General features: G+C 69.1%; 13 protein-coding genes and 1 pseudogene. 9 read left to right on the forward strand and 5 right to left on the reverse strand.

Going from position 1 to position 14,967, the window contains the following annotated elements:
• Positions 1 to 29: 29 nt before the first annotated feature.
• Positions 30 to 1,763 (forward strand): BCCT family transporter, encoded by a 1,734-nt coding sequence (locus P0W64_RS05960; RefSeq protein ID WP_275479148.1) that lies wholly within the window; start codon positions 30 to 32, stop codon positions 1,761 to 1,763.
• Between the two features lie 20 nt (positions 1,764 to 1,783).
• Here the strand turns inward: P0W64_RS05960 and P0W64_RS05965 are convergent, their stop codons facing one another.
• From P0W64_RS05965 to P0W64_RS05975, 3 genes are read right to left on the reverse strand one after another with little or no spacing between them, the layout of a single operon-like run.
• The gene (locus P0W64_RS05965; RefSeq protein WP_275479149.1) at positions 1,784 to 2,737 is read right to left on the reverse strand and encodes a threo-3-hydroxy-L-aspartate ammonia-lyase; all 954 of its coding nucleotides are present in this window, start codon (positions 2,735 to 2,737) and stop codon (positions 1,784 to 1,786) included.
• Between the two features lie 11 nt (positions 2,738 to 2,748).
• Positions 2,749 to 3,900 (reverse strand): amidohydrolase family protein, encoded by a 1,152-nt coding sequence (locus P0W64_RS05970; RefSeq protein ID WP_275479150.1) that lies wholly within the window; start codon positions 3,898 to 3,900, stop codon positions 2,749 to 2,751.
• A 34-nt stretch (positions 3,901 to 3,934) separates the two neighbouring features.
• A complete protein-coding gene (locus P0W64_RS05975; RefSeq protein ID WP_275479151.1) occupies positions 3,935 to 4,681 on the reverse strand; it encodes a GntR family transcriptional regulator in 747 nt (248 codons plus the stop codon).
• A gap of 65 nt (positions 4,682 to 4,746) precedes the next feature.
• On the opposite strand from P0W64_RS05975, the gene P0W64_RS05980 reads away from it, so the two are divergent.
• Entirely contained in the window at positions 4,747 to 5,622 is an 876-nt protein-coding gene (locus P0W64_RS05980) for an oxidoreductase (RefSeq protein WP_275479152.1), read from the forward strand.
• 93 nt (positions 5,623 to 5,715) lie between these two features.
• On the opposite strand, the gene P0W64_RS05985 is transcribed toward P0W64_RS05980, so the two are convergent.
• Entirely contained in the window at positions 5,716 to 6,336 is a 621-nt protein-coding gene (locus P0W64_RS05985; RefSeq protein WP_275479153.1) for an alpha-ketoglutarate-dependent dioxygenase AlkB, read from the reverse strand.
• Positions 6,337 to 6,400: 64 nt separating this feature from the next.
• Between P0W64_RS05985 and P0W64_RS05990 the strand changes: the two genes are divergently transcribed.
• Positions 6,401 to 7,387, forward strand: coding sequence for an LLM class F420-dependent oxidoreductase (locus P0W64_RS05990; RefSeq protein ID WP_275479154.1), 987 nt, complete (start codon positions 6,401 to 6,403; stop codon positions 7,385 to 7,387).
• Here P0W64_RS05990 and P0W64_RS05995 read toward each other — a convergent pair.
• Positions 7,368 to 8,537, reverse strand: a complete 1,170-nt coding sequence (locus P0W64_RS05995; protein ID WP_275479155.1) for a pyridoxal phosphate-dependent aminotransferase — start codon at positions 8,535 to 8,537, stop codon at positions 7,368 to 7,370. The two genes, P0W64_RS05990 and P0W64_RS05995, sit on opposite strands and share 20 nt — an antisense overlap.
• Before the next feature lie 34 nt (positions 8,538 to 8,571).
• Here P0W64_RS05995 and P0W64_RS06000 point away from each other — a divergent pair, with 34 nt between their 5' ends.
• The 6 genes and pseudogenes from P0W64_RS06000 (at position 8,572) to P0W64_RS06025 (ending at position 14,953) form a co-directional block, all read left to right on the forward strand.
• Complete coding sequence (locus P0W64_RS06000; RefSeq protein ID WP_275479156.1) at positions 8,572 to 9,864, forward strand: NAD(P)/FAD-dependent oxidoreductase; 1,293 nt, start codon at positions 8,572 to 8,574, stop codon at positions 9,862 to 9,864.
• Positions 9,865 to 10,017: 153 nt separating this feature from the next.
• Entirely contained in the window at positions 10,018 to 10,968 is a 951-nt protein-coding gene (locus P0W64_RS06005) for an asparaginase (RefSeq protein WP_275479210.1), read from the forward strand.
• Positions 10,965 to 11,675, forward strand: coding sequence for a FadR/GntR family transcriptional regulator (locus P0W64_RS06010; RefSeq protein WP_275479157.1), 711 nt, complete (start codon positions 10,965 to 10,967; stop codon positions 11,673 to 11,675). Before P0W64_RS06005 ends, P0W64_RS06010 begins: the two co-directional genes overlap by 4 nt.
• A 105-nt stretch (positions 11,676 to 11,780) precedes the next feature.
• Positions 11,781 to 13,250: pseudogene (locus P0W64_RS06015) on the forward strand (amino acid permease); the annotation flags it as partial.
• Between the two features lie 101 nt (positions 13,251 to 13,351).
• Positions 13,352 to 14,764, forward strand: coding sequence for an aspartate ammonia-lyase (locus tag P0W64_RS06020; protein ID WP_275479158.1), 1,413 nt, complete (start codon positions 13,352 to 13,354; stop codon positions 14,762 to 14,764).
• Between the two features lie 6 nt (positions 14,765 to 14,770).
• The gene (locus tag P0W64_RS06025; RefSeq protein ID WP_275479159.1) at positions 14,771 to 14,953 is read left to right on the forward strand and encodes a hypothetical protein; all 183 of its coding nucleotides are present in this window, start codon (positions 14,771 to 14,773) and stop codon (positions 14,951 to 14,953) included.
• The last annotated feature ends 14 nt before the right edge of the window (positions 14,954 to 14,967 follow it).

Consider the following 14,967-nt stretch of genomic DNA (forward strand, 5'->3'; position numbering starts at 1 on the left):
ACGCCAGACAAACGTGCTGTAGTGGAATTATGGCTACAGTTGATGAAACGGCCGAGCGCCGCCCGACGATCGACTGGATCGTCTTCGGGGTGACCGGGCTGTCGGTCCTGGCTTTCGTGGTGTGGGGCATGGCTTCGCCGAGCGGTATGAAGACCGCCACGGGCAACATCCTGAACTGGATCATCGAAGATCTGGGCTGGCTGTTCCTGGTCTCGGCGACCCTGTTCGTGCTGTTCGCGGTCTACCTCGCCGTGTCTCGTTACGGGAAGATCCCACTGGGCAAGGACGGCGAGGAGCCCGAGTACCGGACGGTCAGCTGGATCGCGATGATGTTCAGCGCAGGTATGGGCATCGGGCTGATGTTCTACGGCGCGGCCGAGCCCATCGCGCACTTCGTGAAGGCTCCGCCCGGTACCGATCCGCACGACGTGGCGGTTGCTATGGCTACCACGATGTTCCACTGGGGATTCCACCCGTGGGCGATCTACGCCGTGGTCGGCCTCGCGGTCGCCTACAGTACGTACCGGTGCGGCCGGAGTCAGTTGATGAGTTCGGTGTTCGCGCCGGTTTTCAACCGCACCGGCGGGCAGGGCATCGGGGGGCGCGTGATCGACATCCTGGCGATCTTCGCGACATTGTTCGGTACCGTCGCGTCGCTGGGGCTCGGGGCCGCGCAGGTCGGAGCAGGCCTCGAGAAGCTCGGGTGGGCGGGCAACGGACAGAGCAAATTCCTGCTCGTCGCCGTGATCTCGATTCTGACGTTGTGCTTCGTCGCGTCGGCGGTCTCCGGCGTCGCGAAGGGCATCCAGTTCCTGTCGAACACCAACATGGTGCTTGCACTGGTTCTCGCGCTGTTCGTCTTCGTCGTGGGTCCGACGGTGTTCATCCTGAATCTGCTGCCCACCACGATGGGTGAATACGCCGCCGACTTCATGAACATGTCCGCGCGGTCGGCCGCCAACGAGCCGGGCGCCGACGCGTGGCTGTCGAGCTGGACCATCTTCTACTGGGCGTGGTGGGTCAGCTGGACGCCGTTCGTCGGCATGTTCCTGGCGAAGATCTCGAAGGGCCGCACCATCCGCGAGTTCGTGATCGGCGTGATGTTCGTGCCGACTGTCGTGTCGCTGCTGTGGTTCGTGATCTTCGGCGGCACGGCGCTGCGCCAGGAGGGCGAGGGGCTCGGCGTCAGCAAGGCGGCGAACGAGGAGGACATGCTGTTCGGCATGCTCGACCATCTCCCGCTGCCAGCGATCACAGCGTTCCTGGTGGTGCTGCTGGTGGGCATCTTCTTCGTCTCCGGTGCGGACTCGGCGTCAATAGTGATGGGCACGCTGTCACAGCGCGGCGTCGATGAGCCGAACCGTGCCGTCACCATCTTCTGGGGCGTGCTCACCGGTGGAGTCGCGGCACTCCTGCTCTCCGTGAGCGGCGACGACGCGCTCAACGGCATCAAACAGATGGCCATCATCGCGGCCCTGCCGTTCGTGGTGGTGATGGTCGGCATGTGCGTGGCGCTGATGATGGACCTGCGGCAGGACCCGTTCATCGTGGCCGGCCGCACTCGCAGCGAGCAGTTGCTCGAGCGCGTGCGCGTCCACGCGAACACCCTCGCCGTGTCCGACGGGACCGAGGTGCTTCCCTCGGCCGACGTCCTCGTGTACCCGGACGGGACCGTGCCGGAGGACTTCTACCACCCGCACACCGTCGACGAGCCCGTGTCGCTGTCGGAACTCACGGGGGCGCCGGAGCAGGCGCGGAGCTGACGCGCTTGCCGGAGTCGTGGCTACGCCAGGTATTCCGCGAGGCGTACGGGGTCGGCGTTGCCGCCGGAGACGATGACTCCGACCCGGAGCGAACTCCCCGCGGCCTCCCGGCGTGCGGCGGCGAAGGCGAGGGCGCCTGTGGGTTCCACGACGATCTTCATGGTGCGCGCGAACTCCCTGACGCCCGAGATCAACTCGTCGTCGGTCGCGGTCACGATCCCCGCGGCGAGGCGTGCGATCACGGGGAAGGTGTGCGAGCCCAGAGCGGGCGTCTGTGCGCCGTCGGCGATGGTGCGAGGCGTCTCGATGGTGACGATGCGCCCGGCCGCGAGTGACTGCAGGCCGTCGTCGCCGGTCTCGGGCTCTACTCCGAAAACCGATGTACCCGGCGATATCCCGTGTGTCGCGACCAGCGTCCCGGACAGCAGGCCGCCGCCGCCGAGGGGGCAGAACAGTAGATCCAGCGGTCCCGTCTCCTCGAGCAGCTCCAGGGCCGCGGTGCCCTGCCCGGCCATGACCGGTGGGTGGTCGAAGGGCGGGATGACGGTGGCACCGGTCGATTCCGCGACACGGCGGGCGATCGCCTCGCGGTCCTGCGTGTAGCGATCGTATTCGACGACGGTGGCGCCGTAGCCCTCGGTAGCGGCCCGCTTGCCGGCCGGTGCGTCGACCGGCATCACGATGGTGGCCGGGATACCGTGCAGCCGCGCGGCCAGCGCCAAGGCCTGCGCATGGTTGCCCGAACTGAAGGCCACCACGCCGTGCGCCCGAACCTCGTCGGGTAGGGATGCGACGCTGTTGTACGCGCCGCGGAACTTGAAAGCGCCTGCGCGCTGGAAGTTCTCGCACTTGAAGAACAGCGATGCGCCGACCGCGTCGTCGATGCGTGAGCTGGTGAGCACCGGGGTGCGGTGCGCGACCGGCGCGAGTCGGTCGGCCGCGGCGCGGATGTCGTCGAGGGTCGGTTCCGTCACGTCGGAGGACACTACGCCGCGACGGCCCTGCCGCCGCGGATCACCTGGCGCAGAGTGAGCTCCGGTGCGAGCTCGAGGATATCGGCGCGCAGGCCCGCGACGAGCGAACCCCGGTCCGACAGCCCCATGAGCCGGGCCGGCGTCGTGGCTCCGGACCGCACGGCATCGGCGAGGGGGATCGATGAAGCGTGCACCGCGCGGGCGACCACGTCGAGCACGCAGGAGGTTCCCCCGGCTATCGCGCCGGGCGCGCCGTCGTCTCTGGTCAGCCGCGCGATCCCGCCCCCGACAGTGACGTCCAGCGCGCCCAGCGTGTAGTGACCGTCCGGCATACCCGCCGCCTGCATGGCGTCCGAGACGAACGCGACGTGCTCCGGCCCGGCGAGCGCATGCACCATCGCGACGGTGCCCGCGGCGAGGTGCACGCCGTCGCCGATGAGCTCGGCCACGGCGCGCCCGGTCGATGCCGCGGTCAGCGCAGCGGCCACGGCGCCCGGAGAGCGATGATGCATCGGCCTCATGCCGTTGAACAGATGGGTGATGCTGAACGTGCCGTCGGCATCGAAAGCAGCTGCCACCGTGTCGAAGTCGCCCGCTGTATGCCCTACGGACACGACCGCCCCGGCCGCGGACAGCCGCGTCGCCAGCTCGCCGAAGTGTGGTGTCTCGGGCGCGATCGTCATCGATCGGATGCGTCCCCCGGCCGCGTCGAGCCATTCTGTGAGCAGGGCGGGATCGCCGTCGATGATGTACCGCGGGTCCTGCGCTCCACAGCATTCCGCGGCGAGGAACGGCCCCTCTAGGTGCAGACCGACCACGGTGTCCTCGTCGACCAGCGGTGACAGCGTCTCGATCCGCTCCAGCAGCTTCTCGGGAGCGGCGGATACGAGGGAGGCGAGCACCGTCGTCGTGCCGCGCGAGAGGTGGTGTCTCGCGGCGAGCCGGGCACCGTCGGCGTCGGAGTCCGGGAAGCCGTACCCGCCCCCGCCGTGGCAGTGAACGTCGACCATGCCCGGCACGAGGATCGCGTCGGACGGATCGGGAACGGTACCGCCCCGCCACGCCTCGACCGGGCCGACCCATGCGATGAGTTCACCGGCTGTGGCGACGATACCGTCGTCGATCGCGCCCTCCGGTGTGACGACGGAGCCTCGCAGGATCATGGCCGCCTCCTTCTCCGAAGCCAGTAGACCACCTTTACGCGGGGTCGGTGACCGTCATCTGAACCTGATACATGTCCGAGCGGTACCAGGAGCGGCAGTGTTCTATCGGGGTCCCGTCGGCGGTGAACGAGACGCGGTCGAACGCCAGTAGCGGGGCGCCCTTCGCGACCTGCAGCAGCGTCGATTGTTCGCGATCCGCGGCCTCGGCTCCGATCGTCTGCTCGCCGTGATCGATCGGCCGGTGGTAGCGGACTTTGAGTAGCTGGTAGATCGACTGGCTGAGGTCGTAACGGTCGAGCCCCGGCGCGAGCGCCGCGGAGTACCAGGCGTCGTCGATGGAGATCGGTTGGGAGTCCGCAAGCCGTAGCCGCTTGACGTGCCATGCCTTCTCGGCGGCGCGCAGGCCGAGCGCGGACAGTGTGGACGGACCCGGGACCTTGTGCTCGGTCTGGAGGACGACGGTGGTGGGTGTGCGGCCGAGGCGGCGCATGTCCTCGTGGAAGGAGGCCAGGTGCAGACGCGACCGCGCCTGGCGCTCGGCGACGAACGTGCCTTTGCCGCGGATCCGTACCAGGCGGCCGGCGGCGACCATCTGGCCGATGGCCTCACGCACCGTGATGCGGCTGACGCCGTAGTCCAGGCACAGTTGACGCTCGCTGGGCAGCATGTCGCCCGGCCCGAGTTCGTCCGCACACAGGCGCTCGAGCAGGTGCCGCAGCTGTTCGTGCTTGGGGACGGAGTTGTCCTCGATCATGCGCGCCATCTTGTCACATGTTGTCATTACCAGTATGTGGTTTGGACGAATCCGTCGAGCCGACCCTGCGACGCGGGGGTTACGGTGGCCGGGTGAGCGACTGGAGTGCAGCAGACATCGGTGACCAGACCGGACGACACTTCGTCGTCACCGGGGCGAATTCGGGGCTCGGAAAAGAGACGGCGCTAGCGCTGGGCCGCGCCGGCGCCACCGTGACGCTCGCCTGCCGGGACGTTCTCAAGGCGCAGCCGGTGGCGGCGGAGATGGGCGATCGCGCCAGCGTCCGGCACCTTGATCTCGCGGACCTGCGTTCCGTGCGGGAGTTCGCAGGTGCAGTCGGCGACATCGATGTGCTGATCAACAACGCGGGCGTCATGGGGACTCCGCTGCGCCGCACCGCCGACGGCTTCGAGATGCAGTTCGGCACCAACCACCTGGGGCACTTCGCCCTGACCGGCCTGTTGCTGGACAGGATCTCCGAGCGCGTCGTCACGATGAGCTCGTTCATGCACCACCTCGGCCAGGTCGACCTCGCAGACCCCAACTACGAGCGCCGCCGGTACGAGCGGTGGACGGCCTACGGGCAGTCGAAGCTCGCGAACCTGCAGTTCGCGCTCGAGCTCGCGCGGCGGCTGTCGGCGGCGGGGTCGTCCGTGTCGTCCGCAGCCGCTCACCCCGGCTACGCTGCGACCGGCCTGCAGTCGCACACGGAGTCGTTCATGGACGCGGTGATGGGGCTGGGGAACCGGCTGTTGGCACAGCCCGCCGCCGAGGGTGCACTGCCCGAGCTCTACGCGGCGACCTCGGCTGATGCCGCTTCGGGCGGCTTCTACGGGCCTAAGCAGCTGTTCGGCATGCGCGGCCGGCCGGGGAAGTCGCGGATGTCGGGAGCGGCCAGGAACACCGAGGCCGCCGCCGGGCTGTGGCAGCTCTCCGAGGACCTGACAGGCGTCACGTTCCCGCTCTGAATCGGATATGCCTGGGCTCTCGGCGGGGCCGCATGCGATGCGAACGCCGCATCGAGGTCGGCGTTGCCGCGGACGTCGCGTCGCGGCGGTGTGCTAACGAACCCCGCGCGGGCGGAACTGGATGCTGATCCGCGGGCCCGTCCCCGACACCTTGGGAACGGCGTGCTCCCACGTGCGCTGACACGATCCGCCCATGACCAGCAGGTCTCCGTGGGAGATGGTGAGCTTCGTGGACCTGGCGCCGAAGCGTGTGCCGCTCCCGTGGGCGTCCCGCGTTCCGCGGGAGCGTGGGCGGAGCAGGAACGGCCGTGCCGCGCCCAGCGACACGATCGCGACCACCGTGTCGTGCGTGGCTCCGCGACCTATCGTGTCCCCGTGCCAGGCAACGGAATCCGAGCCGTCGCGGTAGAGACACAGGCCCACGGAGGTCAGCGGCTCGTGCAGGTCGTCCCAGTACAGCCGCGACAGCTCATCCCGCATCTCCGCCAATGCCGGGTGCGGCAGCGTGGCGCCCGAGTCGTAGAACTTGAGCAGCCGGGGCGTGTCCACCACCCGGTCGTACATCCGGCGCCGCTCGCCGACCCACGGGACCTCGTCGCGCAGCGTGGTGAACACGTCGTCCGGGTCGGGGAGCCAGCCGGTGCGCAGCTCGAGCCACGCGCCGTCGCCCAGATCGCGGCGCAGCGGTGCCGATTCGAACAGACTTTCCTGCACGCCTGCCACGGTACCGCGTAGGCGTGTCCTGAAGCGGTGGCCGAACCCGCGTAGCGTGAGCACCATGCGCTTCGGACTCTTCATTCCTCAGGGTTGGCGACTCGATCTGGTGGGCATCGATCCCGCCGAGCAGTGGACGACGATGCGGGACATCGCCCGGCACGCGGACGCGGGGCCGTGGGACTCGCTCTGGGTGTACGACCATTTCCACACCGTGCCTCTCCCCACGGACCAGGCGACCCATGAGGCGTGGTCGTTGATGTCCGCGTACGCCGCGACTACCGAGCGGATCAAGCTCGGCCAGATGTGCACCGCGATGAGCTACCGAAATCCGGCCTATCTTGCGAAGGTGGCCGCCACGGTCGACCTCGTCTCCGGCGGACGCGCCCAGATGGGCATCGGCGGCGGCTGGTACGAACACGAGTGGCGCGCATATGGATACGGTTTCCCGTCGGCGGGTGAGCGGCTGGGGCGCCTCGATGAGGGTGTGCAGATCATGCGGCAGGCGTGGACCGAGGGCAGGTCCACCCTCGACGGGAGGTACTACCAGGTCGACGGCGCCATCTGCGAGCCACGGCCGCTGCAGGAGGGCGGCCTCCCGCTGTGGATCGCGGGCGGCGGCGAGAAGAAGACGCTGCGGATCGCGGCGAAGTACGCGCAGTACACCAACTTCGACGGGACCTACGAGGGTTTCGCGCACAAGTCGGAGATCCTGCGGCAGCACTGCGCGGATGTCGGGACCGACTTCGGCGCGATCGTCCGCAGCTCCAACTACAACGTGGCGATCGGTGCCACCGAGCAGCAGGCTCAGGCGCGCCTCGACCAGTTGCAGGCCCGGCTCGGCGAGCACGTGCCCGCCGACGTGGCCGACGCCGCTCTGAACGCCTTCCGCGGGATGCCGGCCGTGGGCACGGCCGAGCGCATCATCGAGAACCTGCAGCGGCTCGAGGGGCTCGGCATGGAGTACGCGATCTGCTATTTCCCCGAGGTCGCCTACGATCGCAGTGGTCTGGAGATGTTCGAGCGCGAGGTCATTCCCGCGCTGACCTGAGCCGGCTCAGGCGCTGGGCGCCGAGCGCCAGTACCTCGGCCTTCTTGCTGAACGCGAAACGCACTAGATGCGACCACCTCTCATGGTCGTCGGCGAGTGCGGCGACCGGCACCGCGGCCACGCCGATCCGCTCTGGCATCTCGCGGCACAGCGCATCGCCGTCGGCGAAGCCCAACGGGCGCGGGTCGGCACAGACGAAATAGGTTCCCTCGCAGGGGTGCACGTCGAAGCCGACCCCGACGAGCGCATCGGTGAGGACATCCCGTGCCGACTGTAGCGAGGGCGCCAGCGAGGCGAGCCAGCCGTCCTCCGTGTCGAGCGCGTGCGCGACCGCGGCCTGTAGGGGCGTGGCGCCGGTGTACGTCATCCACTGTTTGGCGGACCGGCAGGCGTCGACCAGCTCGCGCGGCGCGGTGATCCAGCCGATCTTCCAGCCCGTGACGTTGAAAGTCTTTGCGGCGCCCGAGATGCGCACCGTCCGTTCGCGCATACCCGGCAGCGTTGCGAGCGGGCGATGGCTGCGGCCGTCGAACAGCAGGTACTCGTACACCTCGTCCGTGATCGCGATCAGGTCGTGTTCGCGGCAGAGGCCGGCGACGAACTCGAGATCGGCATCCGACAGCACGGTGCCGGTGGGGTTGTGCGGCGAGTTCACCACTATCGCAGCGGTATCGGGTGTGACAGCGGCGCGTAGCCGGTCGCGGTCCAGTACGTATCGCGGACCGTCCTCGACCAGCGGCACGACGCGACGCTTCGCGCCGGCCATGGCGACCGTCGCCGCATACGAGTCGTAGAACGGCTCGATGAGGATCACCTCGCGTCCGGGTTCGACGAGGCCGATCACCGCCGCCGCTATGCCCTCCGAGGCACCGACGGTGACCAGTACCTCGCCGTCCTGGTCGTACTCGAGTCCGTACTCACGGAGCACCTGACCCGCCACGGCGCGCCGGAGCTCGGGTAGGCCGTCGCCGGGCGGGTACTGGTTCATGCCGGACGCGATGGCCTTCTGCGCCGCATCCAGCATCGGCTGCGGGCCATCGGTGTCGGGGAAGCCCTGTCCCAGGTTGACCGCGTCGTGCGCGACGGCGAGAGCGGATATCTCGGCGAAGATCGTCGAGGTGAACGGCTGCAGGCGGGCCACGGTGCGCATGGTGCGACCCTACGGGTGAACTAGCCTCGGGTGCATGACGACCGCAGTGGTGGTGGGCTCAGGGCCCAACGGGTTGACCGCGGCCGCCGTGCTGGCGCGTGCGGGCATGGACGTGACGGTGCTCGAGGCCGAGGCCGAGATCGGCGGGGGGACAAGCTCGTTCGAAATGGGCGGGGCGTTGTTCGACAGCTGCTCGACGGTGCAGCCGCTCGCGCCCGTGTCGCCGGCGTTCGAAGCCGCCGGCCTCGATGTGGCCTGGGCCTGCGCCGAGCTGGACCTGGCGCATCCGCTGCCGGGCGGCGCGCGGACTCTGGCCGATCTCCCGGAGTGCGGGCCAGACGTCGCGGCGGCGTTCTTCGCGCCGGTTCCGGAGCTGGCGCACCACCCCGTCGACGCAATGCGTTGGGGTCCGCGCTTCGTCCTCCCCGCGGCCGTGACGGCCACGGCACTCGGGCCGCGGCGCGGCGCGGTGTTCGCGGGGATCGCGGCGCACGGCATAGCGCCGCTGAACCTCCCCATGACCTCGGCGATCGCGTATCTGCTCGGCGGCGTGCGGCCGTGGACCGTGCCGGTCGGCGGATCGCGGCGGATCGCAGAATCGCTGGCTTCCGAGGTCGCCGCGAACGGCGGCTCGGTGCGCACGGGCGAGCGGGTGACGACGATGCCCGACGCCGACGTCGTGCTGTTCGACACCGGCCTTCCCGCCGCGCTGCGCATCCTGGGTGACCGGGCGCCGAGGGCGCTCCGTCGCAGGCGGTGGCGCAACGGCCCCGGAGTATTCAAGGTGGACCTGCTTCTCGAAGGCGGGGTCCCGTGGAACGAGCCGGACTGCGGGCGGGCGGTCTTCGTGCATGTGGGCGGCAGCGCGCCGGAGATCAGGCGGCGCCTCGGGTCCGTAGCGGCCGGCCGGATGCCCGACCGGCCGTTCCTGCTCCTGTCCCAGCAGTACCTAGCCGATCCATCCCGGCGCGCCGGTGACCGTGTGCCGGTGTCGATGTACTGTCACGTGCCGCACGGATTCCCGGGTGACGTGACCGAATTGATCCTGCGCGAGCTGGATCGGTACGCGCCGGGTGTCCGTGACCGCATCGTCGAGCAACGCTCCACGGGGCCGCTCGAGCTGGAGGCGCGCAACGCGAACTACATCGGGGGCGACATCGCGGCAGGCGCCGCGGTTCCGTCGCAGTTGTTGCGCCGACCGACGCTGTGGCATCCGTACCGCCTCACCGATCGCGCGTGGCTGTGCTCCGCGGCGTCCGCGCCGGGCCCGGGCGTGCACGGGATGCCGGGTTGGCATGCCGCGAAAGCGGCGCTGCGCTGCCTGTAGCGCTATCCGGCCGCCGGGGGCCGCGTTGGTATCGAAGCTGCGCGGTCCCGGCAGACGCCGAATGGTGCGAACGCCCCGACGAGCCGCTACGCGGACGTGGCGACCGCGTCCGCGGCGTGGCAGTATTTGTCAGACAGCTTGACAGATCGGAGGCTGGAAGTGTCCATCGTGGTCCTGACGACCGGGGGGACGATCGCGAGCGGCAGCTGGGACGGGCCCGCCGTCGCGCCCGGAGCGCGCGGTCTGCACTCCCTACGCGCCGGGCTTGCGGACGACGTCGAGGTGCGTGAGGTGATGGCCGTCGACTCGTCGTCGCTGGACCTGGCGGCGATGGTTTCGATCCGCGCCGCCGTCGACGAAGCGCTCGACGACCCGGCCGTGCAGGGCGTCGTGGTGCTGCACGGCACCGACACGCTGGAGGAGACCGCGCTCCTGTTGGACCTCTACCACGACGACCCGCGCCCCGTCGCCGTCACGGGTGCGATGCGGCCCGCGGATCACCCGGCCCCCGACGGCCCGCACAACCTCGCGCACGCCGTCGATCTGGTGCGCGCGGGTGCCGGCCAGGGCGTGTTCGTCGCATTCGCCGGGCAGGTTCTGCCCGCGCACGGTGTGCGGAAGGCGCATACCGCGGATATCGCCGCCTTCGAGTACGTGTCCGTGCCGCGGGTCGGTCCGCTACCGTTCCGGAGGTCCATCGCGGATGTGCGGGTCGACATCGTCGCCCTCTATCCGGGCGCGGACCGTGCCCTCCTCGACGCCGCTGTCGCCGCCGGTGCTCGGGGGCTGGTACTCGAAGGGATGGGCTCGGGGAACGGTAACCCGGCGGTGCGCGAGGCGGTCGCCGAGTACGTCGCGGCCGGTGTGTCCGTGGTCCTCACGACGCGCGTTCCGTACGGCCCGGTCGAGGCCGTGTACGGAGGCTCGGGTGGGGCGCACGACCTGGTAGAGGTGGGTGCGGTCGTCTCGCGATGGCTGCGTGCGGGGCAGGCCAGGGTGCTGCTCGCCGCCGTGATCGCAGACGCTGCCGATCCCGGCGGTACCGATCGGGTGCGGCTGACCGAAGCGTTCGGTGCGTCGGGTCGGCCTACGGTAGAGACATGAATCTGCCGGACAGCTGGTCAGATCGCTCGGTGAAGATCCCACGCGCGAGCGCGTCGGAGGTCGTGTTCCAAGATCTGCGCGGAGCGATCGAGAGCGGCGAGCTCGTGGTGGGGGTCAAGTTGCCGCCCGAGGCTGCGCTCGCCGAGCGCTACGGCGTGAGTCGTTCCGTCGTGCGCGAGGCTCTGCGATCCTGCGCGACGCTCGGCCTGACCGAGACCCGGACCGGGTCGGGCACGTTCGTGATCGCATCGCGGCCCGTATCACCCCGCTACGGCGCGTTCTCGGCTCGCGACCTCATCGAGGCTCGCCCGTACATCGAGGTTCCGGCAGCCGGATGGGCCGCGCGGCGCCGCACGGACGAGCAGCTGAAGGTCATGACCGGGCTGTTGGATCGGATGGATGCGGAGACAGACGGCGCCGACTGGGTGCGGCTCGACGCGCGTCTGCACCTGGCGATCGCCGAGGCGTCGGGTAACGACGTCTTCATCTCGGTGGTCGGCGCGATCCGCGGCGCGCTCTCGGAGCAGTCGCGCCTGCTCAACGAGTCGATCTCGGAGCGCCGGGAGGCCTCGGACGGGGAGCATCGACGCATCGTCGACGCCATCGCGGCGGGGGACTACGCGCACGCGAGCGACCGGATGCGGCAACACCTCGACAGGGTCGAGGAATCGGTCGAGGCGCTCTTCGGACTCGACCTCGAGCCATGACGCCGCGGGCAGTCTTGACAGCGCCGCGTGTTCGGCCTCACACTGATAAAGCTGTCTGACAGCCTAACAGATTTGCTAAAGACACTTCGTACGACGGGACACTCGATGACGCATCCCACCACTCCCGGTGCCGGACACGACCCGGGGCTGCAGCGCGAGGACGAGGGCTATCACAAGGGCCTGAAGCCGCGGCAGCTTCAAATGATCGCGATCGGCGGTGCCATCGGCACGGGGCTCTTCCTCGGTGCCGGCGGCCGGCTCGAGTCGGCCGGCCCGGGTCTGTTCGTCGTCTACGCCGTGTGCGGAGTCTTCGTGTTCCTCATCCTGCGCGCGCTCGGCGAGCTCGTGCTGCACCGGCCGTCGTCGGGATCCTTCGTGTCGTACGCGCGCGAATTCTACGGTGAGAAGGCGGCTTACGTAGCCGGCTGGATGTACTTCCTGAACTGGTCGATGACTGCGATCGTCGACACCACGGCCATCGCGACGTACTTCCACTACTGGCACCTGTTCGGCGTCGTGCCGCAGTGGCTGCTCGCCCTGATCGCGTTGGCGATCGTGCTCACCATGAACCTGATCTCGGTGAAGCTGTTCGGCGAGATGGAGTTCTGGGCCGCCCTGATCAAGGTCGTCGCGCTGCTCGCATTCCTCGTGGTCGGGACGATCTTCCTGGCGGGGCGCTACGACATCCAGGGCCAGAGCACCGGACTGCACCTGTGGAGCGACCACGGCGGGTTCCTCCCGACCGGCATCCTGCCGCTCGTCGTCGTCACATCGGGCGTCGTTTTCGCCTACGCGGCAGTGGAACTCGTCGGCACCGCGGCCGGCGAGACCGCCGAGCCCGAGAAGATCATGCCGCGCGCGATCAACTCGGTGATCGCGCGTATCGCGATCTTCTACGTCGGCTCCCTCGTCCTGCTGTCGCTCCTGCTGCCGTACACCGCGTACTCGGCGGGTGAGAGCCCGTTCGTGACGTTCTTCTCCAAGATCGGCTTCTCAGGCGCGGGCGATCTGATGAACGTCGTCGTGCTCACCGCTGCGTTCTCGAGTCTCAACGCCGGGCTCTACTCGACGGGACGCATCCTGCGGTCGATGGCGATGAACGGCTCCGCACCCAGGTTCACAGCGCGCATGTCCGGCAACGGCGTTCCCTACGGCGGCATCGTGCTCACCTCGGTCATCTGCCTGTTCGGTGTGGTGCTCAACGCGTTCAATCCGGGACAGGCGTTCGAGATCGTGCTCAACATCTCGGCGCTCGGCATCCTGTCGTCCTGGGCGACGATCGTGCTGTGCCAGATCGCGCTGCAGCGCCGCGCCGATGCGGGGGATCTGACGCGGCCCAAGTTCCGCATGCCGTTCGCCCCGTACTCCAGCTACGTGACGCTCGTGTTCCTGGTCGGCGTCGTCGTGCTCACGGCCTTCGACTACCCGATCGGCACCTGGACCGTCGGATCACTCGTGGTGCTGATCCCGATGCTGATCGTCGGGTGGTACGCCGTGCGCGGGCGCGTGATGGCCGAGGCGAGTGCCCGCGAGGGTTACACGGGATCGTTCCCCGTGGTCGCCAACCGGCCGGTCGACCCGAGTGCCGAGGTGGATCCGCGTGGGCGCGGCTCAGGTCGCGGCGGGGGCGAGGCCCCCGAGGATCCCGAGGGCTCCGGGAAGGATGGCGAGGACAGGTGACTCGTACCGCGACCCGCTCAGAGCACGACCTGCTGGGGGACATGGAGGTTCCCGTCGACGTGCTGTGGGGTGTGCACACGGCGCGCGCCGTCGAGAACTTCCCCATCACGGGCCGCACGATCGGTGCGTACCCGGAACTGGTCTCGGCACTCGCCGTCGTCAAACAGGCCGCCGCACGCGCCAACGCCGATCTAGGGCTGCTCGATGCCGAGCGCGCGAGTGCGATCGACCGGGCCGCCGCCGAGATCCGTGCGGGGGCTCACGCCGACCAGTTCGTCGTGGACGTCATGCAGGGCGGCGCCGGGACGTCGACCAACTTCAACGCCAACGAGGTCGTGTGCAATCGGGCGCTCGAGATCCTGGGCCGGCCCCGCGGCGACTACGCGTATCTGCATCCTGCGGACCACGTCAACCTCGGACAGTCCACCAACGACGTCTACCCGACGGCCCTGCGACTCGCCGCGCTCACGGGCTGCGATCGCTTGGACCTGGCCCTGCAGGGGCTGATCGGTGCCATCGCGGCGAAGGCCTCCGAGTTCGACGATGTCGTCAAGATCGGTCGCACCCAGCTGCAGGACGCCGTGCCGATGACGCTCGGGCAGGAGTTCCGCGGGTTCGCGGTGACACTCGGCGAGGAGCGGGCCAGGCTCGCCGACGCCGCCGCGCTGCTGCACGAGATCAACATGGGCGCAACGGCGATCGGTACCAGGCTGAACGCACCCGACGGCTACGTCGACGCGGTGCGCGAGCACCTCGGTGAGCTAACCGGGCGGCCCCTGGTGACTTCGTTCGATCTGATCGAGGCCACCTGCGACACGGGCGCATTCGTCAACCTGTCGAGCGTGCTCAAGCGGCTCGCGGTGAAGCTGTCGAAGATGTGCAATGACCTGCGACTACTGTCATCGGGGCCGCGGGCCGGCCTGGCCGAGATCAACCTGCCTGCCGTGCAGGCGGGCTCGTCGATCATGCCGGGCAAGGTCAATCCCGTCATCCCCGAAGTGGTCACCCAGGTCTGTTACGCGGTCATCGGCAACGACGTGACGGTGACGATGGCGGCCGAGGCGGGGCAACTGCAGCTCAACGCCTTCGAGCCCGTGATCGCGCGGTGCCTGTTCGACGGCATGGCCGAGCTGACGGCTGCGTGCGAGACGTTGGGGGCGCGGTGTATCCGGGGGATCACTGCCAACACCGAAGCCCTTGCGGCCCAGGTGCAGACGTCGATCGGCCTGGCCACCGCATTGAACCCGCACATCGGCTACGCGGCTGCCAGTTCGGTCGCGCACGAGGCGCTCGCCACCGGACGCGGAGTCGCCGAGATCGTGCTCGAGCGTGGATACCTCACCGACGAGGCACTGCGTGGCCTGCTGTCGCCGGGACGGCTCGCCAACATCTCCACCGGCAAGGAGTGAGACACCATGGCACGCAACAGATACGCGGCCCGTCCGCCGCTGTACGGGATGGTGATGGTGTTCCTCGCCATGGGCATCGTCGCCGTCACGGCATACCTGCATCTGGGTTGGTGGTCGGCGATCGGCTACGTCGCCGCGCTGGCCCTCGCGGTCGGCGGCTTCGCGCTCGCATTCCGCGACCTGTCCTGAGCCCGCGTTCCGCG

This window comes from Tsukamurella sp. 8F (genome assembly GCF_029167375.1).
In the GTDB taxonomy this organism is placed as follows: domain Bacteria; phylum Actinomycetota; class Actinomycetes; order Mycobacteriales; family Mycobacteriaceae; genus Tsukamurella.

Excerpts from the sequence above, each read along its gene's own strand:
- P0W64_RS05960 (WP_275479148.1), top strand. The coding sequence starts at position 30 with ATGGCTACAGTTGATGAAACGGCCGAGCGCCGCCCGACGATCGACTGG.
- P0W64_RS06010 (WP_275479157.1), top strand. The coding sequence starts at position 10,965 with ATGAATCTGCCGGACAGCTGGTCAGATCGCTCGGTGAAGATCCCACGC.
- P0W64_RS06000 (WP_275479156.1), top strand. The coding sequence starts at position 8,572 with ATGACGACCGCAGTGGTGGTGGGCTCAGGGCCCAACGGGTTGACCGCG.
- P0W64_RS05995 (WP_275479155.1), bottom strand. The coding sequence starts at position 8,537 with ATGCGCACCGTGGCCCGCCTGCAGCCGTTCACCTCGACGATCTTCGCC.
- P0W64_RS05990 (WP_275479154.1), top strand. The coding sequence starts at position 6,401 with ATGCGCTTCGGACTCTTCATTCCTCAGGGTTGGCGACTCGATCTGGTG.
- P0W64_RS06025 (WP_275479159.1), top strand. The coding sequence starts at position 14,771 with ATGGCACGCAACAGATACGCGGCCCGTCCGCCGCTGTACGGGATGGTG.
- P0W64_RS05970 (WP_275479150.1), bottom strand. The coding sequence starts at position 3,900 with ATGATCCTGCGAGGCTCCGTCGTCACACCGGAGGGCGCGATCGACGAC.
- P0W64_RS05975 (WP_275479151.1), bottom strand. The coding sequence starts at position 4,681 with ATGACAACATGTGACAAGATGGCGCGCATGATCGAGGACAACTCCGTC.